The 25,069-nt window shown below is 51.4% G+C and carries 25 protein-coding genes; 17 read left to right on the top strand and 8 right to left on the bottom strand.

Annotation, left to right across the window (positions count from 1 at the left end):
- Window positions 1-29: 29 nt before the first annotated feature.
- Window positions 30-398: a VOC family protein gene (locus tag AC4MRN_RS01830; protein ID WP_255053873.1), complete on the bottom strand. Its 369-nt coding sequence runs from the start codon at window positions 396-398 to the stop codon at window positions 30-32.
- 135 nt (window positions 399-533) lie between these two features.
- On the opposite strand from AC4MRN_RS01830, the gene AC4MRN_RS01825 reads away from it, so the two are divergent.
- The 6 genes from AC4MRN_RS01825 to feoB all read left to right on the top strand — a co-directional run bounded on the left by AC4MRN_RS01825 (window position 534) and on the right by feoB (window position 7,242).
- Window positions 534-1,331: a hypothetical protein gene (locus tag AC4MRN_RS01825; RefSeq protein ID WP_491055694.1), complete on the top strand. Its 798-nt coding sequence runs from the start codon at window positions 534-536 to the stop codon at window positions 1,329-1,331.
- 8 nt (window positions 1,332-1,339) lie between these two features.
- On the top strand, window positions 1,340-2,380 hold the full coding sequence (locus AC4MRN_RS01820; protein WP_487966784.1) for an extracellular solute-binding protein: 1,041 nt from the start codon (window positions 1,340-1,342) through the stop codon (window positions 2,378-2,380).
- Window positions 2,377-3,891 carry an ABC transporter permease gene (locus AC4MRN_RS01815; RefSeq protein WP_491202334.1) on the top strand — a complete coding sequence of 505 codons (1,515 nt, stop codon included), beginning with the start codon at window positions 2,377-2,379 and terminating at the stop codon, window positions 3,889-3,891. Before AC4MRN_RS01820 ends, AC4MRN_RS01815 begins: the two co-directional genes overlap by 4 nt.
- A gap of 5 nt (window positions 3,892-3,896) precedes the next feature.
- Window positions 3,897-4,919: an ABC transporter ATP-binding protein gene (locus AC4MRN_RS01810; RefSeq protein WP_491202333.1), complete on the top strand. Its 1,023-nt coding sequence runs from the start codon at window positions 3,897-3,899 to the stop codon at window positions 4,917-4,919.
- A 190-nt stretch (window positions 4,920-5,109) separates the two neighbouring features.
- Entirely contained in the window at window positions 5,110-5,382 is a 273-nt protein-coding gene (locus tag AC4MRN_RS01805) for a FeoA family protein (protein ID WP_084526615.1), read from the top strand.
- Window positions 5,383-5,409: 27 nt separating this feature from the next.
- On the top strand, window positions 5,410-7,242 hold the full coding sequence (gene feoB / locus AC4MRN_RS01800; RefSeq protein ID WP_491202332.1) for a ferrous iron transporter B: 1,833 nt from the start codon (window positions 5,410-5,412) through the stop codon (window positions 7,240-7,242).
- 72 nt (window positions 7,243-7,314) lie between these two features.
- On the opposite strand, the gene AC4MRN_RS01795 is transcribed toward feoB, so the two are convergent.
- From AC4MRN_RS01795 to AC4MRN_RS01775, 5 genes are all read right to left on the bottom strand, one after another.
- Window positions 7,315-8,490, bottom strand: coding sequence for a heme biosynthesis HemY N-terminal domain-containing protein (locus AC4MRN_RS01795; RefSeq protein WP_491202331.1), 1,176 nt, complete (start codon window positions 8,488-8,490; stop codon window positions 7,315-7,317).
- Window positions 8,487-9,656: a uroporphyrinogen-III C-methyltransferase gene (locus tag AC4MRN_RS01790; protein ID WP_491202330.1), complete on the bottom strand. Its 1,170-nt coding sequence runs from the start codon at window positions 9,654-9,656 to the stop codon at window positions 8,487-8,489. Before AC4MRN_RS01790 ends, AC4MRN_RS01795 begins: the two co-directional genes overlap by 4 nt.
- 3 nt (window positions 9,657-9,659) lie before the next feature.
- Window positions 9,660-10,385 carry a uroporphyrinogen-III synthase gene (locus tag AC4MRN_RS01785; protein ID WP_491202329.1) on the bottom strand — a complete coding sequence of 242 codons (726 nt, stop codon included), beginning with the start codon at window positions 10,383-10,385 and terminating at the stop codon, window positions 9,660-9,662.
- A gap of 13 nt (window positions 10,386-10,398) precedes the next feature.
- Window positions 10,399-11,346, bottom strand: a complete 948-nt coding sequence (hemC, locus tag AC4MRN_RS01780) for a hydroxymethylbilane synthase (protein ID WP_155013350.1) — start codon at window positions 11,344-11,346, stop codon at window positions 10,399-10,401.
- A 105-nt stretch (window positions 11,347-11,451) separates the two neighbouring features.
- Window positions 11,452-12,120 (bottom strand): alpha/beta hydrolase, encoded by a 669-nt coding sequence (locus AC4MRN_RS01775; protein ID WP_491202328.1) that lies wholly within the window; start codon window positions 12,118-12,120, stop codon window positions 11,452-11,454.
- A 215-nt stretch (window positions 12,121-12,335) separates the two neighbouring features.
- Here AC4MRN_RS01775 and gmk point away from each other — a divergent pair, with 215 nt between their 5' ends.
- The 6 genes from gmk (at window position 12,336) to AC4MRN_RS01745 (ending at window position 17,413) form a co-directional block, all read left to right on the top strand.
- Window positions 12,336-12,971, top strand: coding sequence for a guanylate kinase (gmk, locus tag AC4MRN_RS01770; RefSeq protein ID WP_073324158.1), 636 nt, complete (start codon window positions 12,336-12,338; stop codon window positions 12,969-12,971).
- Between the two features lie 90 nt (window positions 12,972-13,061).
- Window positions 13,062-13,334, top strand: a complete 273-nt coding sequence (gene rpoZ / locus AC4MRN_RS01765) for a DNA-directed RNA polymerase subunit omega (RefSeq protein WP_073324159.1) — start codon at window positions 13,062-13,064, stop codon at window positions 13,332-13,334.
- Window positions 13,335-13,469: 135 nt separating this feature from the next.
- Window positions 13,470-15,575: a bifunctional GTP diphosphokinase/guanosine-3',5'-bis pyrophosphate 3'-pyrophosphohydrolase gene (gene spoT, locus AC4MRN_RS01760; RefSeq protein WP_370239977.1), complete on the top strand. Its 2,106-nt coding sequence runs from the start codon at window positions 13,470-13,472 to the stop codon at window positions 15,573-15,575.
- A gap of 23 nt (window positions 15,576-15,598) precedes the next feature.
- On the top strand, window positions 15,599-15,985 hold the full coding sequence (locus AC4MRN_RS01755; RefSeq protein WP_073324161.1) for a RidA family protein: 387 nt from the start codon (window positions 15,599-15,601) through the stop codon (window positions 15,983-15,985).
- A 3-nt stretch (window positions 15,986-15,988) separates the two neighbouring features.
- Window positions 15,989-16,693 (top strand): tRNA (guanosine(18)-2'-O)-methyltransferase TrmH, encoded by a 705-nt coding sequence (gene trmH / locus AC4MRN_RS01750; protein WP_255053070.1) that lies wholly within the window; start codon window positions 15,989-15,991, stop codon window positions 16,691-16,693.
- A gap of 93 nt (window positions 16,694-16,786) precedes the next feature.
- Complete coding sequence (locus tag AC4MRN_RS01745) at window positions 16,787-17,413, top strand: peroxiredoxin-like family protein (RefSeq protein ID WP_155013355.1); 627 nt, start codon at window positions 16,787-16,789, stop codon at window positions 17,411-17,413.
- A 29-nt stretch (window positions 17,414-17,442) separates the two neighbouring features.
- On the opposite strand, the gene AC4MRN_RS01740 is transcribed toward AC4MRN_RS01745, so the two are convergent.
- Window positions 17,443-18,060, bottom strand: a complete 618-nt coding sequence (locus AC4MRN_RS01740) for an FMN-binding negative transcriptional regulator (RefSeq protein WP_491202327.1) — start codon at window positions 18,058-18,060, stop codon at window positions 17,443-17,445.
- A gap of 57 nt (window positions 18,061-18,117) precedes the next feature.
- On the bottom strand, window positions 18,118-18,696 hold the full coding sequence (locus AC4MRN_RS01735; protein ID WP_491202326.1) for a hypothetical protein: 579 nt from the start codon (window positions 18,694-18,696) through the stop codon (window positions 18,118-18,120).
- 225 nt (window positions 18,697-18,921) lie between these two features.
- On the opposite strand from AC4MRN_RS01735, the gene recG reads away from it, so the two are divergent.
- The 5 genes from recG to AC4MRN_RS01710 form a co-directional block, all read left to right on the top strand.
- On the top strand, window positions 18,922-21,003 hold the full coding sequence (recG, locus tag AC4MRN_RS01730) for an ATP-dependent DNA helicase RecG (protein ID WP_491202325.1): 2,082 nt from the start codon (window positions 18,922-18,924) through the stop codon (window positions 21,001-21,003).
- Complete coding sequence (locus tag AC4MRN_RS01725) at window positions 20,996-21,760, top strand: class I SAM-dependent methyltransferase (RefSeq protein ID WP_491202324.1); 765 nt, start codon at window positions 20,996-20,998, stop codon at window positions 21,758-21,760. Before recG ends, AC4MRN_RS01725 begins: the two co-directional genes overlap by 8 nt.
- Window positions 21,761-21,841: 81 nt before the next feature.
- A complete protein-coding gene (locus AC4MRN_RS01720) occupies window positions 21,842-22,315 on the top strand; it encodes a peroxiredoxin (protein WP_073324167.1) in 474 nt (157 codons plus the stop codon).
- A gap of 233 nt (window positions 22,316-22,548) precedes the next feature.
- Window positions 22,549-24,147, top strand: a complete 1,599-nt coding sequence (locus tag AC4MRN_RS01715) for a carboxylesterase/lipase family protein (RefSeq protein ID WP_491202323.1) — start codon at window positions 22,549-22,551, stop codon at window positions 24,145-24,147.
- Between the two features lie 62 nt (window positions 24,148-24,209).
- A partial coding sequence (locus AC4MRN_RS01710) for a BaiN/RdsA family NAD(P)/FAD-dependent oxidoreductase (protein ID WP_491202322.1) occupies window positions 24,210-25,069 on the top strand: 860 nt, incomplete at its 3' end.

Below are 25,069 nucleotides of genomic sequence, written 5' to 3'. Positions count from 1 at the left end.
GGTGGCTTTTTTATGTCCGCTATTGAAAATCAGGCCATACAAAAACAATTAATTTTGTTGCCGTCCAGATCCCGGAAGTACGCACAGTAGTAAACATCCATGCGTGGGCCGGGTGCACCCTCGTCTTTTGCACCTAATTCCATCGCTTTTGCGTATAACGCATCGACTTGCTGTGAATTTGCGGCGGCCAGTGCCACCATACTGCCATTGCCTACTGTTGCCGGTTGCTCGTCGTAAGGCGTTGCCACTGCGAACATGGGGGCTCCCGGGTTATTTCCCCAGGCAATCATGCGTGGCGCATCAATGGCGCGCTGAGCACCCATTACGGCCAGTAATTCGTCGTAAAAAGCAGCTGCGCGGGGTAAATCATTGGTTCCAAAAATGGTGTAGGCAATCATATAAGTTCCTTAAATTCATGGCTGAATCGTATTATAGGACCCAGTAATACTATCTACTGGGCATAGAGTTCAATCTTTACTTGTTAAATGATAATAAGTATCATTTTCACAGTATGGACATCCTGGGATATATCAATGAACAAAATTAGTAAGAAAGTCGTAGTTTTACTCGCCGTATTCAGTGCGACAATAAGCATGAAAGCCAATGCAAATGGCGAAATCAGTGAGCACGTGAATAACCTCAGTGCGCACCTGACCGAATATGCTGAAGAAGTCACCTGGCTGTCAGACAAATTCAGTGGCGTAGTAAACGAATACAGTAAAAAGGGTAAGGCGGATTCTGATCAACTGATCGAATTCTGGGAAGAAGTTGATTTTCACTCGGCTATCGAAACCCAGTACGTTCCGGTTTATGCCACCATTTGGCAGGGTATTTACGGCGTTAAGGTTGCCATCGACAACGGCGAAAAAGCGGCGGTGGTTGAAGCTGAATTGCTGAAGCTGAAACAAGCGCTGTGGCAAGGTCTGGGTGCCGTAAAACTGGCTGCACAGTATCAGCAAAAAGGCCTGGTACCGAAAGTCATGACGACGGAACAAGAGCCAACGACGGGCCCTGAAGTCATCGATGATATCAAAAAGAAACTGCATCGCGTTGTGGCAAAATATGCAGAGAAGTTAACCGAAGTTGCAACAACGTTGGTTCACGATACCTACCTGCAACGCTTTGAAGGCATTGAAGGTGCGCTCATTGAACTGGATGCGGAATTAGTGGAAGATCTGGAAAAAGATTTTAACGTGACTCTGCCTCAGGCCATTAGCAAAGACACCAGCGTTGACAACGTTCGTGCAGTGGTAGAAACCATGCAGGTGAAACTCGATAAAGCCAGAAGCTTACTGGTGAAAGCGGAAGAAAGCCGCAAAAGTGTATTTTAAGGACTCGCATGCAGCGTAGAGCGTTTATACGTGGTATGGCCGCTACCGGTATTATCGGTAGCGGTTTTGGTTTAAGTGGGTTTGCGCGAATCGCAAACGCTGCCAATTCAATCTCTGTTGATCAATTACCAAAATTAACCGGCGAACTCACGCTGTATTTAGGGCGTGGCGAAGGCGGTTTGTACGAAAATGTGTTGCAGGCCATTCAGGACCGCAATCCGGGTTTTAAGCTGAATATTCGTCGTGGCGCAACAGCAGCGCTGGCAAATACACTGATTGCTGAAGCTAAAGCAGGTGTAAAGCGCGCGGATTTATTCTGGGCGGTGGATACTGGTTCTATTGGTGTCGTAACCGACGCCGGGCTGGCTAAGCCACTTCCTCAGGATCTGATCCAGCAACTCAGCCCGGGATTTCAGTATCCCTTATGGTCGCCGGTAACTGGTCGTATCCGCACCTTGCCTTACAATACCGACAGGCTGACCGCTGCTGAGATCCCAGACAGTATACTCGCACTGGCAGACAGTGATGTGAAAATTGGCTGGGCACCGGCTTATGCGTCGTTCCAGTCTTTTGTTACTGCAATGCGTTTACTCGAAGGCGACAAGGTAACCAAAGACTGGTTGAAAGCGATTAACGGCAAAGCCAAGAAATACGCAGGTGAACTGGGTGTGGTCATGGGCGTTGAACGCGGCGAAGTGGATATTGGCTTTGCGAATCATTACTACACGCTGCGTTTGAAAGCCGGTAAGCCAGATGCCTCAGTATCGCTAGCCTACACCAATAACGATGCGGGTTGTCTGGTGAATGCCTCGGGTATAGTGGCACTGAGTGACGGTGAGTTGCCGGTCAACTTTATCCGGTACCTGCTAACGAAGGAAGTACAGTCGTACCTGGCAAGCGAAGCATATGAGATTCCGCTGGTCAGTGACGTAGCATCGCCACCGGGATTACAGGATTTGTCTACGTTAAATCCGCCGGAACTCGATCTCAGAAAGCTGGCTGACTTACGGCCTACCATCAACATGATGCGCAGTATTGGGTTGTTGTGAGAAAACTGCCCGCATCGTATCCCATTGCTCTGTTAATTGCCGTATTTGCACTGTTACCTTTTGCAGTGCTGGTAGAGCTTGCTGCCGATGGCGGGCCCTGGTTTGACAGTCACAATATTCAGGTATTAATTAACACGCTGTTGTTAATGGTGCTCACCGGTATGGGCGCTGTGCTCATCGGTGTGCCGCTAGCCGTTTTACTGGCTTTCGTGAATGTGCCATTCAAGCGTTTCTGGCTGGTGTTGTTCTCGGCTCCGCTGGCGTTACCCAGTTATCTCGGTGCGTTTACGATGTACTTTTCATTTGGTCAGGGCGGTGAACTTGAAACCTTGTTCGGGGTGTCATTTCCGGCCCTGGAAGGGCTTACCGGTGCTGCGCTGGTTATGTCTCTGTACACCTACCCTTTTGTTCTCATGACAACACGCTCGGCCTTGCTTAGCGTAGATACAAGCATGATCAATGCGGCGCGCACCCTTGGCTTGCCGGTAATGACCTGCCTTTGGCGTCTGGTGTTGCCGAGGGTCGTTAACAGCATTGCTGCAGGTGCCCTGCTTGCTGTGCTGTATGCTCTATCTGATTTTGGTACGCCGGCCATCATGGGCTTCGATACCTTTACCCGGGTTATCTTTGTGGAATACAACGCGTTTGGCTTAAGTCAGGCGGCAATGTTGTCTTTACAGCTTATGGTGTTGGTGGGACTGGTCTTGTTTCTGGAAGCACGGGTAAAAGCGCACAAAGAGCGGCCGGGCAAACCCCTCTCGATATGGCTTAGCAAAACAACCGTCGGTGCTGTACTCGTGCTTTTCCTGCCGGTTATTCTGCTGTCCATTGTGTTACCACTAGGCATCTTTGTTGTGTGGCTGCTTCGCGAAGGTGTCTCTGGTTTCGACTTGTCCTTTGCGTGGAACTCTGCCTACGCTTCTATGCTGGCGGCCATTGCTGCTGTGGTGCTGGCGCTTCCTGTTGCTTATGCGGCACTTGCCGGGCGAGCCGGGCGAATCATGGAGCGTGTTACCTTTTTAGGCTTTGGTGTGCCAGGCATCGTCATGGGCACGGCGTTAGTTTACCTGGGATTGAAGCTCCCGTTTTTATACCAAAGTCTGGGCTTACTGGTGCTCGCTTATGTACTGCGTTTCCTGCCACTGGCGGTGGGTACAGTTCGGGCAACGGCAGAAAGCCTCGATGGCAGCTTAACCAAAGCGGCAAAAGTGCTGGGTGCCAGTAACTTTGAGGCGTTTTGGCGTGTTAGCGTTCCGCTGACCACCCGAGGCATCGTGGCCGGGGCTGCGTTGGTCTTTCTGGAAGCCATGCGCGAATTGCCCGCCACCCTGATGCTAGGGCCGACCGGTTTTGAAACACTGGCTACCTATTTGTGGCGTGTATATGAAGCAGGCTATTTTGGCAGAGCAGCCGTACCCGGACTTCTATTAATTTTGCTGTCCGGCCTGGGCTTGATTATCATGTTGTCTGGCGAACGTCATGCCGACATCGTTGGAGATAAGGAAAAGTAACCGCAATGCTGCAAGTGAATAACCTCTCGGTCCACTATGGCGACAAGCGCATAATTAACGACATCAGCTTTACGCTCAGCAGCGATGAGATCCTGATGTTAGTCGGTCCGACTGGCTGCGGTAAAACCACTATATTGCAGTGTGTTGCGGGTTTGGTCCCGCAAAGCGCAGGTGAAGTTGCATTCACAAATTGGCGCAGTACCCCTCAAAAGCACATTCCGCCAGAAAAGCGCAATCTGGGTATGGTGTTTCAGGACTTTGCTTTGTTTCCGCACCTGACAGTAGAACAGAATGTGTGTTTCAGGGTAAAAGACAGCACCCTGGCGGATCAGTGGCTTGAATTACTGGGCCTGAACGACAAACGCCACGTTAAACCCGGCAACTTGTCGGGTGGTCAAAAGCAGCGTGTTGCGCTGGCAAGAACACTGGCGCACCAACCGTCGGTGGTGTTGCTGGATGAACCCCTGTCAAATTTGGACGCGGCGTTAAAAGACAGTTTGCGCTGGGATATTCGCGATGCGTTAAAGCGGGCAAAGGTGCCTGCAATCTGGGTAACCCATGACCAAAGTGAAGCTTTGTCGGTGGGCGACCGGGTTGGCGTATTGAAAGACGGCATTTTGCAACAGCTCGATACCCCTGAACGCTGTTTCAGCGCGCCCAGCAACCCGTTTGTAGCGCGCTTTCTGGGTGAAGCGACCTTCTTGCGCGGTCAGGTTCAGCCCGACGGTATCAACTCTGCGCTTGGTGTTATCAACAAGCGTGCGGAGTCTTTGTCAGACGGTGAAGTGCAGATCCTGGTCAGGCCCGACGATGTGTTGTTTGTTGAGTCAGGTGACAAGCCGAATGGCACAGTTGATTACAGCCGGTATGAAGGCGAAACGCGGTTGTTTGGCATTACCCTGCATTCTGGCGAGAGTATTAAGTTGCGCGCCAACCACGAAGTAGTGTTCAAACCCGGAGATAACGTCCAGGTTGCGTTCAACGCAAACGAGTCGCCTGCCGTATTCCCCGCCGAATCTAATAGTTAACTACAAAATCAGCGTGCCTGCAGCGAACAACCTGCAGGCTTCTGCTTAATTGCAGGTGTCCCGGTAGGCTGTGTTGTATCAACGCTTGTCTAAAATCACGCAAATAAGCACAACGCCGCAAAAAATAAGACCACTTTACTGATAAGCTCAGCCGTGTGTCGTACACTACTCCCCCTGTTAAAAACCATAAGTGACAAATGTATTGAACCAGCACAATGCAAATCAGACACTGACGCTCTGGGGGTTGGGTAAATCACAGTCGGCGGTGGTTACCCGAATTGATACCGGTTTAGGTGAGCAAATCACTGCGAGACTTGCAGAAATGGGTCTTGCTGACGGGCGCATCGTGCAGTGTGTGCGTCGCGGCCCGCTAGGTGGCCCAATGGTCCTGCAGCTCAGTGGCAGTGTGTTCGCTATAGAACAGGATCTGGCTAGCCGCATTCATATTTCTCTTCAGCCTTAACCCGCACATTCAGGAACAGTAGTCGTTATGCAACGCATATTAATGGTCGGCAAACCCAACTGTGGTAAAAGCTTGTTGTTCAACCAACTTACCGGATTACGACAAAAGGTCGCGAATTACCCGGGGATTACCGTGGAGGTCACGCGAGGTAAGTTCGACAAGTTCGAGCTGGTGGATTTACCCGGCGCCTATTCATTGAATGGCCTGACGCGCGATGAAGTCATAGCCGTTGAGGAAATAAAACGCTCGCTGGCCGATGAAGATACCCGCGTTGTGCTGGTGGTACTGGACGCGACGCGATTAGCACAAAGCCTGATCCTGGGCTTACAGGTAAAACAGTTGGCAGCCGCGCAGGGCAAGCCTGTGATGTTTGCGCTGAATTTTATAGATGAAGTAAAACGCGTCGGTGAAAAAATTGATTCTGAAGGGCTGTCGAACGCATTGGGTAGCCCGGTTATGCCGTTGTCGGCCCGTTCACTGGACGGCTTACACGAATTTAAACACGCGCTGTTGTCTATGGCCGACTGGCCGAACGTGCATGACAACAAGCAACAACCTGCTTTGGACTATTCCGATGTTGCCGCACGCAGTCAGGCGCTGGCCAGTGAGTTTGGTATTCAGCATGACATAGTGCTGAAGAACCAGAACCGCATCGACAGCTTTATGTTGAATAACTGGACTGGCGGGCTGATTTTTATCGCCGTCATGTTCGTGCTGTTCCAGAGTATTTTTACCCTCGCTGCGCCTTTAATGGACGGGGTCGAAGGCTTTATTGAACAAGCTGCCAGTGGTGTTGGTAGCCTGACCCAGACAGGGATTTTCCACGATTTTGTGAATGACGCCCTGTTTGGTGGAGTCGGATCGTTTCTGGTGTTTGTGCCGCAAATTATGGTGCTAACGCTCATTATCGGGCTACTGGAAGATTCGGGATATTTGGCGCGCGCAGCATTAATGTGCCACCGTCCTCTGAGCTTCTTTGGGTTATCAGGCCGCAGTTTTATTCCGTATCTGTCGGGTCATGCCTGTGCTATTCCAGCCATTATGGCGGCGCGAACTATCGAGTCGCCCCACAAGCGCCTGATCACCATGCTCACGATCCCTCTGATGTCCTGCTCAGCGCGCTTACCCGTGTATGCGCTGCTGATTGCGGTACTCGTCCCTGCCGATGGCACGTTTATGGGCGTGTTTAATCTACAAGGCGCAGCATTTTTCGGGCTGTACTTCTTTGGGATCATCATGGCGTTAGTGATCAGTCAGGTGTTAAATCGCTTCTTACCGCGCGATCTGGAAAAGACCGATATGCCGTTTATTCTGGAGTTACCCAGCTATCGGCTTCCGCACTGGAAGCCGCTGTTTCAACGCGTGTTAAACAGTGGATTGCAATTTATTCGCCGCGCCGGACCGATTATTTTTGTGGTGTCGGTGGGTATTTGGGTATTGGGCTATTTCCCGTTGAACGCGTCTCTTGAAGACTCCTGGTTAGGTCAGATTGGTCATTACATCGAACCTGTCTTTGCCCCCATGGGGCTGGACTGGCGTTACGGTGTGGCGATTCTGATGTCGTTTCTGGCCCGTGAAGTGTTTGTGGGAGCGTTGGGTACCTTGTTCGGTATGGAAGGTGCGGATGAAGACGTCGCTGGTCTGGCCGAGCGCGTTCAAGCTGAAGGGCTAACCCCAGAGGCGGGTTTGGGTCTGGTTTTGTTCTATGTGGTTGCGCTGCAGTGCGTGGCAACCGTGGCTATGCTGAAAGGTGAAAGTGGCAGTAGCAAATTGGCGTGGGGGCTTTATGTGGCTTACGGCTTATTGGCTTACGTGATTGCCGTGGCGGTGAATCAGTGCTTGGGGTTTGTTTTTGCCTGACGGTTTGCCTCACCTTGCACAGAAAACCTAAGACAAAGGGCGCTAAACAGCGCCCTTTCTTATACAGCAGGATTACTTGCTTTTCAGAGCAATGCTTTGCTTGTAATAAGCCAGCGCTGATTCGTGATCGCGAGCCTTTTCGTTAATTTCCGCCAGCAACAATAAGCCTTCCTGTGTAGGCTGAAGCTTCATGGCCTTCTGTAGTGCCTTATTGGCCAGTGCCAGGTCGTTAGCGCGATAGGCTACCTGACCCAGAATACGGTAAAGCTCGGCGTTTTCCTCATCGGCCTTAATCCACTTCTCCAATGCCTGAATAGTGGGGGCCGGATTAGGCAGTGCCAGTTGTTTAAGCAATGGCAGAAAGGCGGCTTGCGGCCCGCGTTTTTGCCAGCCAAGTAATACGCTCTGGGCTTCCTGATGCATACCCTGAGCAAGCAATTGTTCGGCATAGGCAGCCTGGTAGCCCACATCGTTGCGCTGTTTTCGCGGCAGTGACTCCCAGAAGGTTTTTAACTGGATAGCACCTTGTTTGCTGGCTACTTCGGCCAAACGGCCTTTAGCAATTTGTTTGGACCACACGGTGTACTGCTCGCCAAGCACCTTCTTGTAGCCGTCGAGCTCGCTTTCCAGTGTGGCCCACTGGTTGCTCTCAGCCAAGGCTTGTACTCGCAGCGTAATAGCCGGGCGGGTTGCTTTTTGTTTGTCGTCCAGTTTGTCCAGTTCGGCCAGTGCCTCTTTGGGCTGATGCGCAGCCAGTGCCATACGGGCCAGCGTCACACGTGCTGCCAGCGCAGACGACGGGTACTCAGCGGCCTCGTTAAGCTTGCGCGTAGCAGTGTCCTGCCTGCCCCGGGCGACAGCAGCCTGAGCGGAAACCAGATAGTTTACTCCCTCAAACTCGCCTTGCTCAGCGATCTCTGCGGCTTTGGTGGCGGCATCCCACTCACCTTCTGCCAATGCCTGAATACTGCGGTAAAACGCACGCTGTTTTTTGCGCTCTGCACGACCGCCAAACCAGCTGCCCGAAAAACGGGTAAAGCGAATAACTCTGCCAAACAGCATGCTTGCCAGCATCCATATCACAATGGCACCCAGCAACATAATGCCAAGGGCAACCACACTGGTTTCTACAACCAGGTTGCCCATGGAAATCAGCACGTAGCCTTTATTGTCTACCATCGCCGGGGCGGCTATCAGTGCAATCAGAACGACAACAATGAACAGCAGCTTGAATATCAGCTTTTTCATAAGGCGCTGACTCCTTCACCGAACACGCGTTTTACGCGGCTGTCTAACAGGGCTTCCAGCGCCGCTTGTGAGCTCAGTTCAGTTGGAATGGCTTTACTGATATCCGTGGCTTTTAAATGGTTCAGCGCGGTCTCAAAACCAGCAACTTCCGGGCTGTCGGTTAAAAAGTTATCGCTGAGGATAGCCATGGCCTGTTCGAGGGAGGCCACAAAGAGCGCTTGTTCACTGGCCAGCGCTGCGGCTTGCGCCTGTTGTAGCGCCAGTTTCAGCTGTTCCTGGGCCAGCCATTTTTGCTTGGCTGTCATCAGTGGCTCAACGGGTTCATCGCGAAAATCAACGCTAATGAAATCGTCGACCAGTGAATGCCAGACATTAAGCAGGTTTTGCTTCCAGTCAGCGGCAGAGTCGGTTACTGCTGTCTCTGGTGCCGAGTAGTTTTCTTCCGGCGCATCGAGTGGCAATTTATTAATCTGTTTGAACATACCGTCCAATGCCAGCGCAACCGAGACTTGAGATGTAGGATTAACCTGTTGCAGTGCCTGAATGTCCTGGGCAATCAGCGCTCTTACTGGCAGCACAGAAGAATCTGACAAAGATTGTAAGCGCTTGTCGGCATTGCCCAGTAACATGATGGCTGTGCGCACGTCCTGCTCCAGCCACATCTTGCGGCCAGCCATACGTACCAAGTAGTCGGCTTCTGCAACTAACCAGTCTGTTGGGCGGCGACCGTTCATTTCTTGCAACTGCGCTTCCGCCGCCTCTAATGCCATGGCCAGTTCATTGACTTTGGCTTCCATGGCCTGCTGGTTTTCTGCCAGGGCTTTGTCGGTGGCTTCCTGTTTGGTCAGGTCTGTTTTAATGATGTTGCTGTCAGCGGCAACGCGGCTGCGCTGTTCGGTAAGGGTTTGAGAGACCGATGTCTGCAGCGCGTCCAGCTTGGTTTGGGTGACGGTACGTTCATTGATGAACCAGTAACCACCATAAGCCGCAGCTGCCAGCAAAATCAGGTTAAGCAGCACGAAAAACCACAACAACCCATTGCCCGACGATGCTTTCCCGGCCGGTTTGGCATTCGCCGTTGGCTCGGTCTTGCCGGACGCCCTGGCCTCGATGGTTTTAGGCATGCTGGCTTTGGCATTGTCTTGTGGTTGCTGATTATCAGCCATAGGTTACTCCCAGTTGTCCTTTATCCATGCAATGAGCGACGGGTCGTTGGCCTGCGGACAGATACCTACCTGTTGTATGCCCTGCTGACGCAATTGCTCTGCAATTCTTTCGCTTACCGTTAGCCATCGAAACTGACTTAACGGTTGCGCTTTATATTCGTTAATCAGGCACTGAGCCTGTTCGCCACTGGTTGCAACAATGCCGCTTATGGCTTCCCAGTCAATTGGCTGACTGAGCACCGGTGCTGCCAGTGGTTTACGTTCGTAAACATCAAAAATAGTCAGCCGGGCACCGCGAGATAACAGCTCGTCCTGAATACGGGTCCGACCACCCTTGCCTTTTAATAGCAAAATGCGCTGGTCGGCGCAATCACGCAAGCGTGGTAATGACAATACGCCGTCTGAATTTTCCTGTTCAGGCGTTATCACCGCGTTGGTAAATACGCCAAGTGCCTTTGCTGTACTTTTGCCTACTGCGACCACGTATAGGGATGCGGGAAGCTGTATATTGGTGTGTTCACCTGCACTACGTAATGCGTCTACCGCTGCGGTGCTCGTTACGATCAATATGCCGTCGCTGTGTTGGTTTACCCACTCCGTCACGTTCACCGCAGCATGGGGATCATGCTGTATACGCTGTAAGGCAACAACAGACGCATTGAGTCCGGCCTGGGCAAATGCGTTTGCACTTGCTGCCTGCTTTGGCTCAGGTCGGGTAACTAAATACACGACAAGTGACTCGTTAGTCGTTGTGAAGTGCAGCCAGAATATCGCCCGCGCCCTGCGCCAGCAATGACTCTGCTACTTCAATACCAATTTGCTCAGCATTGTCGCGATGTCCCTGGGCATTGGCGTACAAAATGGTTGCGCCATCGGCGGTGCCTACCAGCCCGGTAAGGTGGATGGTGTCATCCTGAAGCGTAGCGTAGCTGCCGATAGGTACCTGACAGCCGCCTTCCAGGCGCGCATTCATCGCACGTTCTGCGGTAACGCGACTGGCGGTGTCTGCATGGTTTAAGGCGGCAAGTAATTCGATTAACTCGCTATCGTCATTGCGACATTCGATGCCCACTGCGCCTTGCCCAACGGCGGGCAGCGAGTCTGTGTGTGCGATAGGTTGCGTGATGCGATCTTCCATGCCCAGACGAATAAGTCCGGCACAGGCTAAAATAATGGCGTCATATTCATTGGCGTCGAGTTTTGCCAGGCGGGTATTCACATTGCCGCGTAAATCCTTGATGACCAAATCCGGACGGTGGTGTCTTAACTGGCATTGACGACGCAGGCTGCTGGTGCCCACTACCGCGCCCTCAGGTAGCGCTTGCAGTGAGTCGTAGCGGTTCGACACAAACGCATCGAAGGGATTTTCGCGTGGGCAAATGGCATGCAAACCAAAGCCGTCAGGAAAGTCGACCGGTACGTCTTTCATGGAGTGCACGGCGATATCGGCACGCCCTTCCAGCATGGCCACTTCCAGTTCTTTAATGAACAGGCCTTTGCCGCCAATTTTTGCCAAAGGGGTATCCAGAATGCGGTCACCCTGCGTGGACATGGGGACTAATTCAACATCAACATGGGGGTGATGGTGCAAGAGCTGGGCTTGCACGTACTCGGCTTGCCACATTGCCAGTGCGCTTTTACGCGTGGCAATTCTGATGGTGCGTTGAGGCTTCACTGCGTTATTCGCCATAGGGAAAATTCTTGTATTTCAGAAACTATTTCAATCATCACAGTGTAACTGAAATTGCCTGAACGCGCGACGAAATTAGCTTGATCTGCCTCTATCTGAGCACGACTAAGTCAGGCGTGCCTGAATCCACGCGCTGATGTCATTTATTTCGTCCATACACACATTGTGTTGCATGGCGTAGGTCTTCCATTTGGCTTGATACCCCGCGTCTTTCAGTGTTTGGTAGGCGGCTTGCCCCATGGCGACAGGCACTACGTCATCGTGGGTGCCGTGTCCGAACTGGATCGGCGTTTGTTTGTTGGCGTCGTGCGCTTCTTCTGCCAACAGGCCGGGTTCGCACATGTAGGTCGATAACGCCAGAATGCCTGCCAGGGTTTTGCTGTAGCGTGTACCCAGGTGCAGGGCAATAACGCCGCCCTGAGAAAAACCTGCCAGAATAATGCGGTTAGCGGGCACGCCTTTGGCAATTTCATCCTCAATGAGTTGTTCAACCAGTGCGGCGGATTCTTTGACTCCACCTAAATCGGCGCGTTTGTCGAAATCCATGGACTTAATGTCATACCAGGCACGCATTTTCATGCCGCCGTTAATGGTAACCGGGCGCTCCGGTGCATGGGGAAATACAAAGCGAATGGCAAGCGACTCTGGCAGTCTTAATTCAGGTACAATTGGCGCGAATCCATGGCCTGAGTCTCCGAGGCCATGCAACCAAATCACGGTCGCTTTTACTTCAGTAGCGGGATTAATGTCGACAAAAGGTAGCGGCTGACTCATTGTAACAATGTCCTTGGTTTTGTTGTTTTCACGCCGGAATTATTATTCTGGAATATTGCTATGCAAACCTATCATCTAGACTGAAGGTGAGCAATCGCCAACTTTGTCTACAATACCCGCGTGAAACGGTAATTTGTAACAAAGCTTGTGAATCACTGTGTTGGGCTGTGCTACACTCTGGGTTTTACTTCCCTTTGCGATAAATATTAGGTGTTATGAGTACATTACTGGGCAACTTGTTTATTTTGGCGGCGCCGTCGGGTGCGGGCAAATCGAGCTTGATTAAAGCGTTGCTGGCGAAAACGCCGCCAACGGGCGCGAATCCGCTGCAGGTGTCGGTATCACATACTACCCGTAAGCCGCGTCCGGGCGAAGTGAATGGTGAGCACTATCATTTTGTGTCGCACGCTGAATTTGAAGCGTTGATTGCGCAAAACGCGTTTTTTGAGTACGCCGAAGTGTTCGGTAATTACTATGGCACCTCGCGGATTACCATTGAGGAAACCCTGCATCAGGGTATCGATGTGTTTCTGGATATCGACTGGCAGGGCGCGCGCCAGGTTAAAAAGCTGATGCCCGACACCTGCGGCGTATTTATTTTGCCACCGTCTGTTGAGACGCTGCGCCAACGCCTTGAAGGCCGTGGTCAGGATGACGAGAGTGTGATTGCCAAACGCATGGCGGAGGCGGTGTCTGAAATGTCGCACTATAATGAGTTCGATTACGTGCTGATCAACGACGATTTTGATACCACGCTGGCCGAATTAAACAACATTGTGCAGGCACAGCGACTCAGAACGCATAAACAGCAGCTACGGCACGATGCGCTGGTCAAGGCGTTATTGGCCTAAGCACAAATTTAGTACTACCCTTTTTACGCCGTGTTGTTGTATACTACGCGGCCATTTTTAGTAATAGTATTGTTCAGTTCGGAGATATACATGGCTCGCGTTACAGTCGAAGATGCAGTAGATAAAGTTGGTAACCGTTTTGACCTGGTGCTGGTTGCTGCGCGTCGTGCTCGCCAAATCGCCACAGAAGGCAAAGAGCCTATGGTTGATGTTAGTAACGACAAACCTACCGTTACTGCATTGCGCGAAATCGAAGAAGGTCTGGTAACAGCAGAAACCATCGAACAGGATGAGCTGCGTGACCAACAAAGTCAGGACCACGTAGAGTTTGCTTCAGTAGCAAATATTCTGTCTGACCAGTAAGCCAGATCGGCCTCTGGAAGCACTTTTTGACAGCGCCAGTGATTCTTGTTGAAGAAACACTGGCGTTTTTCGTTGGAAAGAAGCTCATTTCACCGTATTCTTAACGCTTGATATTATTGGAAATGCGTAACAAACGTGTATCTGTTTGAAGGGTTAAAGCAAAAAATCGCCGAATACTTGCCGCCTGAACGAGTGAAACTCGTACAGGACTCGTTTGTATTGGCTCACGAAGCGCACGATGGGCAGATGCGCTCCAGTGGCGATCCCTATATCACGCACCCGGTCGCCGTTGCCAGTATTCTGGCCGATATGCACATGGACCATGAAACCCTCATGGCTGCCCTGCTGCACGACGTTATCGAAGACACCCATTACAGCCAGGAAGATTTAGCGGACGCCTTTGGCGATACCGTTGCAGATCTGGTGGAAGGGGTGAGTAAGCTGGACAAAATTGCGTTTAGCAGCAAACAAGAAGCCCAGGCTGAAAACTTCCGTAAGATGATGATGGCCATGGTGCAGGATATTCGGGTAATCCTGATCAAGCTGGCCGACCGCACGCACAACATGCGTACACTGGGTTCCTTACGCCCGGACAAGCGCCGCCGCATTGCACTGGAAACGCTGGAAATCTACTCGCCTATCGCACACCGCCTGGGTATTCACGATATTAAAAACGAACTGGAAGACCTCGGCTTTCAGGCGATGTACCCCATGCGCCACCGCGCATTAAAGTCTGCCGTTAAACAGGCCCGGGGCAATCGCAAAGAAATTATCGAAAATATTCGTCAGGAATTGTCTACCCGTTTAGCGGAATACAAAATCGACGCCACCGTACTGGGGCGCGAAAAGCACCTGTATTCCATTTACCGCAAAATGAAAAACAAAGAAAAGATGTTTAATGAAGTCATGGACATCTACGCGTTTCGTATTGTGGTGCATTCAGTAGACGATTGTTATCGCTCGCTGGGCGCGATGCACGGGTTGTACAAGCCAATTGAAACCCGTTTTAAAGATTACATTGCGATACCGCGCACTAACGGTTACCAGTCATTGCACACGTCGTTAGTGGGTCCGCACGGTATTCCGGTTGAAGTACAAATTCGTACCGTAGCCATGGACCAAATGGCCGACAAAGGCGTCGCAGCGCACTGGCTGTATAAAGAGTCTGGCGACGGCACGACTGCACAGCTGCGCGCACGCAAATGGATGCAGTCGCTGCTGGAATTACAGCAAAGCGCCAGCTCGTCATTTGAATTTATTGAAAGCGTAAAAACCGATTTATTCCCGGATGAAATTTACGTATTCACACCGGATGGCAGAATCATTGAGTTACCGGCGGGCGCAACGGCGGTGGACTTCGCCTATGCGGTGCACTCCGATATCGGTAATACCTGCGTAGGTGTGCGGGTTGAGCGTCGCAACTTCAGCCTGAGCAAGCCGTTGGAAAATGGCCAGACGGTAGAAATTATTACGTCGCCCAAAGCGAAGCCGAATGCGAACTGGCTGAACTTTGTGGTGAGTGCCCGAGCGCGTACCCGCATTCGTCAGTACCTTAAAAAGCAACAGTCCCAGGAAGCCATTAACATGGGTAACCGCTTGTTGCGCCATGCATTGGGCGCGGTGAAGCTGGACGACATTGCTCAGGCCGACATTGACCGCGTGGTGGCAGAAACCAAACATGAAACGTTTGATGATTTGCTGGTAGACATTGGGCTGGGTAACGAGCTTAGCGCCATTGTTGCGCGCCGTTTACTGGGCGAAAGCGAAGATATCGAGAAGAAAGGCAATGTGGCCATTCGCGGCACCGAAGGCTTGTTGGTGACGTATGCCCGTTGTTGTCATCCTATTCCGGACGACGAAATCGTATCGGTACTGAGCCCGGGTAAAGGCATGACCATTCACCAAAACGGCTGTCCGAATATTCGCAAGCTGGCGAAAGAAGAGCCGCAGCGCGTATTGCGCATGCAATGGGACGAAGAGCCACAGGGTGAATTTAAAGCCTCGCTGCGCATTGAACTGTATAATCACCAGGGCACGCTGGCGAACCTGACTAATAATATCGCCTCCTGCGATTCCAATATTATTGGCCTGCAAACAGAAGAAAAAGAGAGCAATGTTTACTTCGTGGACATTGAGCTGACCACTTATAATCGGGTGCATTTGGCCAATGTCATGCGTAAAATTCGCACCATGCCCGAAGTACAAAAAGTGTCGCGACACAGCCAGTCGCGTCATCAATAACTTTATTACCCACAGGACTCATTATGTCTAAGTCAATCATTCAAACCGATAACGCGCCTGCAGCGATTGGTACTTACAGTCAGGCTGTGAAAGCCGGCACGACAGTGTATTTGTCGGGTCAGATCCCTTTGGTACCGGAAACCATGCAGCTGGTATCTGATGATTTTGCAGAACAAGCCACTCAGGTGTTCGAAAACATCAAAGCAGTGTGTGAAGCGGCTGGTGGTACTACTAACGATTTGGTGAAAGTAAATATTTACTTACTGGATCTGGGTAACTTTGCTACCGTGAATGAAATCATGGCGAAGTACTTTACCAAGCCCTACCCGGCTCGTGCTGCGATTGGTATTAAAGCGCTGCCCAAAGACGCGCTGATCGAGATCGACGGCGTGATGGAACTGCCGGAGTAAGTCATGACCCCTGAACGTTACCAGCGTATTCGAGAGATGCTGGCCAAACGTCAGACGGATTTGACAGTATGTCTGGAGAACGTCCACAAGCCGCACAACGTGTCGGCTGTGGTACGCACCTGTGATGCCATTGGTATTCACAAGGTACACGCGGTGTGGGAAAACCAGTACCGCGTGCGCTCCGGCACAGCAATGGGCAGTCAGCAATGGGTAAACGTGGATACACATGAAAATGTGACCGACGCCATTGGTGCGCTTAAAGCACAAAATATGCAGGTGCTGGTTACTCACTTATCCGACAAAGCGGTAGATTTTCGCGACATCGATTACACCAAGCCCACGGCTATTTTGTTTGGGCAGGAGAAGTACGGTGTGACTGACGAAGCCATCGCTATGTGCGATCAGGATATCGTAATCCCCATGGTAGGCATGGTGCAGTCGCTCAATGTATCGGTAGCAGCCGCACTGGTGCTGTATGAAGCACAACGACAGCGCCAGATAGCCGGTATGTATGATGTGCAGCATCTTTCAGAGGAAGAGTGTCAGCGTATGCTGTTCGAGGGGGGCTACCCGGTTCTCACTAAGGTGTGTAAGCGCAAAGGCATCCCATACCCGCCCATTGACGAACAGGGGCAAATCGCTGCTGACGACAGTTGGTGGCAGCAAATGCAGTTATCTACCCGCGCATTGGCGTCACTCAACGCATAAATCCCGTTTTTTTGCGCTAAACGCAGTAATACAGGAAAGAAAAAGACCGCTTAGCAGGTCTTTTTTTATTCCTGAATGACTGTGAGAAACCCTATGCGTTCTATTTTAGTATTAGCACTGTTTGTAAGTGTTCTTGTTGCACCACTTTCCATGGCACAACCGCGCGAGATTGCACCAGAAGCATCCGCTGTTCGTCCATTACTTAATGGCATGACCATTCCCAATGTTACGGTAAAGCTGGCCGACGGTTCACCAGTAAGTCTGGCTGCACTGACGATGCAAAAGCCAACGGTGATCCTGTTTTATCGCGGTGGCTGGTGCCCGTATTGCAATCGCCAGTTTGCTGAACTGCAAACCGTTGAGCAGGATATTATCGACCTCGGTTTTCAAATTCTGGCTATCTCGCCGGAAACACCAGAAAACCTGCAAAAGCAGGCACTGAAAACAGAAATGAAAGTAACGCAGTTGTCGGATACCGACCTGAACGCTATTCGCGAGTTTGGATTGGGCTTTCACGTCGACAAGGTCACGCAGATGCGATACGCCGCCAATAACATTAATCTGGCTAAAGACGCTGACGGCAAAGCGGTATTGCCAGCACCTGGTGTCTTTATCGTGAATCAGAAAGGTCAGGTGGAATTCAGCTATGTAAACCCGGACTTTAAAGTGCGCCCTTCGGCAGAGCTAATTTTAAACGTCGCAAAAGTACTGGCGAAATAATCGCTATCGAGTCGGGCCAGCGTGCCCGACTAGTCCTCCGGGCATGCAATCTGGTGGCGTTGCATGTAATCAATCAGGTCAAGGGCATCGTGTCTGCCGGTATTGACCAGGCCATTGTAGACGCCGGCTTTGTCGGCAACTGACTTGTGCTGACCCAACTTCCTGACCCCTTCCAGAGAGGTAACGCGCAGTTGAATGCCCACAATACCCTTGAGTAATTTTTGTTGGTAGTCGGCTTGTGCACTGCCAGATGCAGGACGTGCCATGTCAGGCTCGAACTTGTCCATGATGCGGTCAACGACCTCCAGGGTGGCAGCATCGTCCAGTGCGTTCAATTGCCCCTTGGCGTGCACAGCAACATAGTTCCAGGTGGGAACATTGGGCGAACTTGCGTACCAGCCAGGCGAAATATACGCGTGTGGCCCGGCAAAGACCGCTAGCGATTCGGTATTATCCAGTTTTTTCCAATGCGGGTTCCCACGTGCCACGTGTCCTTCCAGAACCAGCTCGTCGCCGTCTTGCCTAGCAAGCAAAGGAATATGCGTCGCCTGCAGATTCTGGCTTACCAGCACGGCAAAGGCGTATTCATCGATAAACGCAAGCTGTTCAGTTTTCTCTTTAAATGCAAAGGGAGCGGGGACAAACATACCAATTCTCAAAAGCCAACACGAAAACCACAGTTGACCATAAATTGCGTGGCGGTACTAACGAATTTCTACAAATGGCAGGAATCGCGGGGCTGACTCGGTTTCGCTGCGTTCAAACGCATTAAATGGCGGGATAGCTAAATCATCCGGTGGCGCTGCTAACAGATTCAGGTTAACAGCCTGTGCCTTGCCGTAAATTGCGTCATCGCGCACGTCGAATTCGTAGTAAATACCATTCCAGAAGTTTGCGCCGAATTCGCCTTTCTTTTTAAACATAAACAACAAGTCGTGTGACAACCAGCTTAGGTCAGTGGCGGTCACTGTACGGGGTTGCTCGTAAGGGTAACGCAGATGACACCATAGCTCTGGCCCTTCCAGACACTTCATTTCTTTCATCGACAGAAAGTAATCGGTAAAAAGCGCGTAGTCGATATCGATGGTGTAACTGACCCTGTCGCTGTTATCAGTCGGCGTAAATAAAACTGTGCCGATGGCCAGCTGTTCCCCTTTGTTGCCCATCAATACAATGGATTTTTTACCGGCAAGTGGGCCTGTAGGTTGTTCGGCGGTAGTTACACAGGCCAATAGCAGCAGGCAAATACAGGCTGTTAGTGTGAATCGTGAAATCTGGTACATGAGCACAACAACATGTTCTTTTATTCGTTTTAAAAACTATAGGTGTTTGCGGCGTTATCGAAAGGGTACTTTAGTAGGTTTTATCTCCTCCCTGGTGATTGCCATAAAGAGGTGATGAGTAGCTTGGCGTTGTATGGGGTGGCTTAACCGCGCATTCAGGCTCGCAATGCTCCAAGGCTTGAATTACACTGCTGTGTATAAATACAGGAAGGAATATTCATTATTATGCGAGCGGAAGAGTCGCTTGCCACGCTACCTATTACACAACTTAAAGGCGTGGGCGCAAAAGTCGCAGAAAAACTCGCGAAAATAGGCTTAAACACCGTGCAGGATGTGCTGTTTCATTTGCCATCCCGCTACGAAGATCGCACGCGCATCTACGCCATTGGTGACTGCCGGCCGTTTACCCACGTCAGCATTTTGGGTGAGGTGATGTCGGCAGATATTCAGTACGGTAAAAAGCGCATGCTGGTGGTGAAACTCAGTGACGGCACCGGCACCATTACCCTGCGCTTTTTTCACTTCGGCACACTGCAACGCAATATGATGACTCCGGGCAATGAACTGCGTTGTTTCGGTGAGATTCGCACGGGTAAGTGGGGGCTGGAAATGATGCACCCCGAATTCAAACTCATTGAGGCCGATACCGAAGAACTGGAAGAAACCCTGACTCCGGTGTATCCCACCACCGAAGGTGTTAAACAACTTACCCTGCGCAACCTTACCGAACAGGCGCTAGCCATGCTGGATAAAGGCGCACTGAATGACTTGTTACCCGACGGCATGTACAGCCAGCAGGTGAGTCTGGCTGATGCGTTAAAGCTGGTTCATCGTCCGCCACCCAGCGTAGCCGTAGAGCAGTTGGAAGACGGTAAGCATCCGGCGCAAATGCGTTTAATTCTGGAAGAGCTGCTGGCTCAGCATTTAAGCGTGCTGAAAATCAGGCAGCAAAGCGATGCGCAGCCGGGTATCGCCATCGAGGTAGACAACGGTTTAATTGATAAGCTGCTGGGGAATTTGCCCTTTTCACCTACCGGCGCTCAGCAGCGCGTGGTCGCTGATATTCAGCAGGATATGCGGCAGCCACGACCAATGATGCGTCTGGTGCAGGGCGATGTAGGCTCAGGTAAAACCCTGGTAGCCGCGCTGGCTGCGTTGTCAGCAATTGGGGCGGGGTATCAGGTTGCGTTGATGGCGCCTACGGAGCTGTTGGCAGAGCAACATGCTAACAACTTCAGCCAGTGGCTGGAGCCATTAGGGATTCAGGTAGGCTGGCTGGCCGGTAAGCTAAAAGGCAAGGCCCGTGAGCAGGTACTGGAAAACCTCGCTAATGGCACCATTCAAATGCTGGTGGGAACCCATGCGATTTTTCAGGAGCAGGTAACTTACAGTCAACTAGCGCTGGTGATTGTTGATGAACAGCACCGTTTTGGTGTGCATCAGCGACTGGCGCTGCGTGAAAAAGGCGAAGCCCAAGGGCGCTTCCCGCATCAGTTAATTATGACCGCCACCCCCATCCCCCGCACACTGGCTATGACTGCCTACGCTGATTTGGATACCTCGGTGATTGATGAATTACCGCCGGGGCGTACGCCTGTGAAAACCGTGGCTCTGCCCGATACCCGACGTGGTGATGTAATTGAACGGGTGCGCGAAGCTTGTGGCGAGCAGGGCCGTCAGGCGTATTGGGTGTGTACATTGATTGACGAATCCGAAGTGCTGCAGTGTCAGGCAGCGGAAGACACAGCTGTAATACTCAAAACCGCCCTGCCCGACTTAAATGTGGGTTTGGTTCATGGCCGTTTAAAAGCCGCTGAAAAACTGGCGGTAATGGATGCGTTTAAAGCCGGTGAACTGGATTTGCTGGTAGCCACCACGGTAATTGAAGTTGGTGTGGACGTGCCCAATGCCAGCCTTATGATCATCGAAAACCCTGAACGCCTCGGGTTAGCCCAGCTACACCAGCTGCGCGGCCGTGTTGGGCGGGGCGCTGTCGAGAGCCACTGCGTGCTGATGTATCAAAGCCCGCTGTCGAAAACCGCGACCAAGCGTTTGGCGGTGCTACGCGAGTCTAATGACGGTTTTTATATCGCTCAGCGAGACTTAGAAATTCGTGGGCCAGGCGAGTTGATGGGCACCCGCCAGACCGGTATGGCTGAACTTAAAATTGCCGACTTAGTGCGTGACGCGCAGCTCATTCCACAGGTACAGCATATTGCAGTAAAGCTCTGGCAGGAGTATCCATCCCATGCTCAGGCCATCATTAACCGCTGGATTGGTCACAAGGAGCAATATGGTCATGCCTGATTCGGTGCCCGTTATTTTCGACAATCAAATTGCGCCCACCGCCGCTCAACAAGCTGTGCTTGATATTGCACAGCAAGCTGGCCTGGCAATAGCCGCGGAAAGCGACGCAATTTTACAGTTGCACATTGTGGACGACTGCCTGGTGTTAAACGACGCCAGCGACGCGAAAAGTCAGGGCGTGAAAGTAGATTTTTTATCCGGCCAGAGTCAGTACCGACGGGCCCATGGCGGAGGCAACAAAGAGCCCATCGCAAAAGCCATTGGATTAAAACAAGGCAACCATATGTCGGTTGTGGATGCCACGCCGGGGCTAGGTCGCGATGCATTTGTATTAGCAGCACTGGGTGCACAGGTTACTATGGTTGAGCGCTCACCGGTTGTGTATGCATTGTTGGCGGATGGTTTGCGCAGGCTGGCACTGCAAGAGCCCGAATTAGCATCCCGTTTTAGTCTGGTGCACGCTAATAGTGCCGACTACATGCAAACTCAGCCGGCTGGTAGCGTGGATGCCGTTTATCTGGACCCCATGTTTCCGCATAAGAAAAAGTCCGCCTTGGTAAAAAAAGAAATGCGTGTATTTCAGGCTTTGCTGGGCCCGGATGCTGATGCCGATGCGTTACTACCTGCCGCGCAAGCTATTGCTTTAAAACGTGTTGTTGTTAAGCGCCCGAACAGTGCGCCGTTTTTGGCGCAAACTAAACCTTCCATGGCAATCAGCAGCAAAAAACATCGATTTGATGTATATATCAATGTTTAACTATGCTGTTATAGTATTTAAAACAATCTAAAGCGGTTAAGAACGCGCCGCGTTATACACTTTTACACTTGGGAGACGAGCATGTTAGAAGTTGGTAGTACCTTACCTGAAGTATCGTTTGGCTATATCAAAGATGGCAAAATGACCGATCCGCGCACTAACGAAATTTTTGGCGATAAACGCGTTGTTGTGTTTGCCGTTCCGGGTGCATTTACACCAACTTGTTCACAGGCTCATCTGCCTGGCTACGTTGCATTGGCCGATAAAATTAAAGCCAAAGGCGTGGACACTATTGTGTGCCTGAGCGTGAATGACGCCTACGTAATGGATGCCTGGGGTAAAGCCTCGAACGCAGAAGAAATTATGATGCTGGCTGATGGCAACGGGTTCTTTACCAAAAGTATTGGCATGGACATGAACACCAGTGATTTTGGTGGTACCCGTTCTGTTCGTTACTCTATGCTGGTGGAAGATGGCGAAGTTGTTAAGATTTTCGTAGAAGATCCAGGCCGCTTTGAAGTGAGCGATGCCGAAACCATGCTGAAAAACCTGTAATAGTCTGCCGTTGCTAAGAAGGCATCAGTCTTCTTAGCATTCCCTTCCTGTTTCACCATTTCCAATTCCTGTGCTTGCTTTAAACAGGCAACGCTCTACCTGATTAGCGCCGTGCCGCTAAATTGCAATTTATCTTAAGCGTTTTGTGTATTCCGTTTTGCGCAAAATTGTGTCAGTTTAAAAAGTTAACTCACATAACAAATAAAAAACGTTGCCATAAAAAAGGAATCAGTATGAAGCTTAAGGTATCAGGGCGAAAACTCGTGTTGGGGTGTGTCATGGCACTGTCTCTAACGGGGTGTGGCGAAAGCACCGATCCCACCCAGGTAGCCGTAACGGGCGGTGTCGTACAAGGCGTAAAAAACAATAACGTTATCGCATTCAAAGGCATTCCGTTTGCAGCGCCGCCGGTTGGTGACTTGCGTTGGCGGGCCCCTCAGGCTGTGCAGCCCTGGGAAGGCGTACTGGACGCCAACGACTATGGCAATGACTGCATGCAGCTTCCGTTTCCCAGCGACGCCGCGCCATTAGGCAAAACACCCGCAGAAGACTGTCTCTACGTTAACGTTTGGAAACCCGCTGATGCCAATGAAAATACGCCGGTCTTAGTGTGGTTTTACGGCGGCGGTTATGTGAATGGCGGCGCGTCACCTGCAGTCTACAATGGCGAACACTTCGCCGAGAGCGGCGTCATTTTTGTGAGCTTTAATTACCGTTTGGGACGTTTTGGCTTCTTTGCGCACCCTGCACTCACTGAAGAAGCGAAAGCGAACAATGAGCCGACGGCTAACTTTGCGGTAATGGACCAGGTAACCGCACTGCACTGGGTAAAAAACAACATCGCTGCATTTGGCGGTGACCCGTCGCAAGTCACAATTATCGGTGAGTCAGCTGGTGGAGATTCTGTTCTAACCATGATGCAAACCGCACCGGCCAATGGGCTGTTTCAACGCGCCGTTATTATGTCGGGCGGCGGTCGCTCGCTTACCCAGCGCCGAGTGCTCAGTAAAGCAGAAGCGGGAGAGCAATCGGCTGAGGCAATTGGTGAGAACTTTGCCGAGGCCAAAGGGATCAGTGCATCTGGTGCTGAGGCACTGGCAGCGCTGCGCGAGTTAAGTGGTGAGAGTGTGGTTGACGGTTATAACCTGGCAACCATGTTTGCACCGCCAGCAGGCGGCAAGACTACCTATGTAGGCGGACCGGTGCAGGACGGTGAGCTAATCACCGGTAGCATTCAGTCTGCACTGGAGAATGACACGGTAGCCGACGTTGATGTCATGGTTGGTGCAACCAGCTTGGATATTGGTTTTAATGCTTTTCCTGACAAAGCCAGTTTGTTTGCTTCTTACGGCGAGTTTGCTGAGGCCGCAGAAGCCGCTTACGATCCAACCGGTGATGCACCGCTGCAGCTAGTGGGCTACATGGCCGGTCAGGATCGGATGATGCAGGAACCGGCAAGATTTGTTGCAACACAAATGACCCAATCAGGCCAGCAAGCCTACTATTACCGATTCGGGTATGTGGCGGACTCACTGAGTAACGAACCCGGTGCGGCACATGCATCGGATATTCCGTTTTTCTTCAAAACGGTGGATGCGAAATACGGCGCTGCGTTAACGCCAAAAGACGCCGAGACGTCGGCTATGATCCATCAGTACGTAGCAAACTTCGCCAAAACCGGTAACCCGAATGGCGAAGGGCTCGCAACCTGGGAAGCGTTTGACCCGGCCACGTCTAACATGATGGACTTTAATCGGGCCGGTGAGGGCAGTCATGCTGTCGACCCATGGAAAGCGCGTCTGGATGTGGTGGCTAAGGCAGCAAGCCGATAGCGGAGGCATACCTAATTTACCTGAACTGACTTATACTACGCTCCTTGAAAGAGGAGCGTGTAGTGAAACAGTTCGACGTGGTAGTGATTGGCGCCGGTGCAGCAGGCTTATTCTGTGCGGCAGAGGCGGGTAAACGGGGCCGGAAGGTACTGGTACTGGATCACGCCAAAAAGATTGGCCGTAAAATTCTGATGTCTGGCGGCGGTCGCTGTAACTTCACCAACATGTACGCCAGTGCCGAAAACTATCTGTGCGAAAACCCGCATTTCTGTAAGTCTGCGTTGAGCCGCTATACCCAGTGGGACTTCATCGGACTGGTGGCCGAATACGGCATTCCCTATCACGAAAAGACTTTAGGCCAGCTGTTCTGCGACAACTCCGCGTCGGACATCGTAGATATGCTGATGAAAGAATGCAGCAAATCTGGCGTAACCATTACCACGCGATGCGAAATTGGCGGCGTAACAAAAACCGATGAGGGATTTGCGCTAGCCACGTCACAAGGTGATTACCAGTGTGAGTCGCTGGTAATAGCAACAGGCGGCCTGAGTCTACCCAAGCTGGGCGCAACACCATTCGGCTATCAAATTGCTGAACAGTTCGGTTTAAACGTGTTGCCCACCCGTGCCGGATTGGTGCCTTTTACCCTGCACGAGCAGGAGAAAACACTGCTTGCTCAGTTAAGCGGCATCGCTATAGATACCTACGCCAGCTGCAACGACACCACATTTAAAGAGGCTACCTTATTTACCCATCGGGGGTTGAGCGGCCCTGCAATGCTGCAGATATCCAGCTATTGGCATCCGGGCGATACCTTGCATTTGAATGCAGCGCCAAGTTTAGACGTGAACGAGGATTTATCGGAGTCACAATTAAAGAACCCTGATTCTTTATTAACAACCTGGCTGGCCAAACACTACCC

The sequence above is a fragment of the Marisediminitalea sp. genome (genome assembly GCF_984433645.1).
The sequence above is the reverse complement of the archived record's forward strand: the minus strand, read 5'-3'. Positions and strand labels throughout refer to the sequence as shown.

Excerpts from the sequence above, each read along its gene's own strand:
- AC4MRN_RS01830 (WP_255053873.1), bottom strand. The coding sequence starts at position 398 with ATGATTGCCTACACCATTTTTGGAACCAATGATTTACCCCGCGCAGCT.
- AC4MRN_RS01825 (WP_491055694.1), top strand. The coding sequence starts at position 534 with ATGAACAAAATTAGTAAGAAAGTCGTAGTTTTACTCGCCGTATTCAGT.
- AC4MRN_RS01820 (WP_487966784.1), top strand. The coding sequence starts at position 1,340 with ATGCAGCGTAGAGCGTTTATACGTGGTATGGCCGCTACCGGTATTATC.
- AC4MRN_RS01810 (WP_491202333.1), top strand. The coding sequence starts at position 3,897 with ATGCTGCAAGTGAATAACCTCTCGGTCCACTATGGCGACAAGCGCATA.
- feoB (WP_491202332.1), top strand. The coding sequence starts at position 5,410 with ATGCAACGCATATTAATGGTCGGCAAACCCAACTGTGGTAAAAGCTTG.
- AC4MRN_RS01795 (WP_491202331.1), bottom strand. The coding sequence starts at position 8,490 with ATGAAAAAGCTGATATTCAAGCTGCTGTTCATTGTTGTCGTTCTGATT.
- AC4MRN_RS01790 (WP_491202330.1), bottom strand. The coding sequence starts at position 9,656 with ATGGCTGATAATCAGCAACCACAAGACAATGCCAAAGCCAGCATGCCT.
- hemC (WP_155013350.1), bottom strand. The coding sequence starts at position 11,346 with ATGGCGAATAACGCAGTGAAGCCTCAACGCACCATCAGAATTGCCACG.
- AC4MRN_RS01775 (WP_491202328.1), bottom strand. The coding sequence starts at position 12,120 with ATGAGTCAGCCGCTACCTTTTGTCGACATTAATCCCGCTACTGAAGTA.
- gmk (WP_073324158.1), top strand. The coding sequence starts at position 12,336 with ATGAGTACATTACTGGGCAACTTGTTTATTTTGGCGGCGCCGTCGGGT.
- rpoZ (WP_073324159.1), top strand. The coding sequence starts at position 13,062 with ATGGCTCGCGTTACAGTCGAAGATGCAGTAGATAAAGTTGGTAACCGT.
- AC4MRN_RS01755 (WP_073324161.1), top strand. The coding sequence starts at position 15,599 with ATGTCTAAGTCAATCATTCAAACCGATAACGCGCCTGCAGCGATTGGT.
- trmH (WP_255053070.1), top strand. The coding sequence starts at position 15,989 with ATGACCCCTGAACGTTACCAGCGTATTCGAGAGATGCTGGCCAAACGT.
- AC4MRN_RS01745 (WP_155013355.1), top strand. The coding sequence starts at position 16,787 with ATGCGTTCTATTTTAGTATTAGCACTGTTTGTAAGTGTTCTTGTTGCA.
- AC4MRN_RS01740 (WP_491202327.1), bottom strand. The coding sequence starts at position 18,060 with ATGTTTGTCCCCGCTCCCTTTGCATTTAAAGAGAAAACTGAACAGCTT.
- AC4MRN_RS01735 (WP_491202326.1), bottom strand. The coding sequence starts at position 18,696 with ATGTACCAGATTTCACGATTCACACTAACAGCCTGTATTTGCCTGCTG.
- recG (WP_491202325.1), top strand. The coding sequence starts at position 18,922 with ATGCGAGCGGAAGAGTCGCTTGCCACGCTACCTATTACACAACTTAAA.
- AC4MRN_RS01725 (WP_491202324.1), top strand. The coding sequence starts at position 20,996 with ATGCCTGATTCGGTGCCCGTTATTTTCGACAATCAAATTGCGCCCACC.
- AC4MRN_RS01720 (WP_073324167.1), top strand. The coding sequence starts at position 21,842 with ATGTTAGAAGTTGGTAGTACCTTACCTGAAGTATCGTTTGGCTATATC.
- AC4MRN_RS01715 (WP_491202323.1), top strand. The coding sequence starts at position 22,549 with ATGAAGCTTAAGGTATCAGGGCGAAAACTCGTGTTGGGGTGTGTCATG.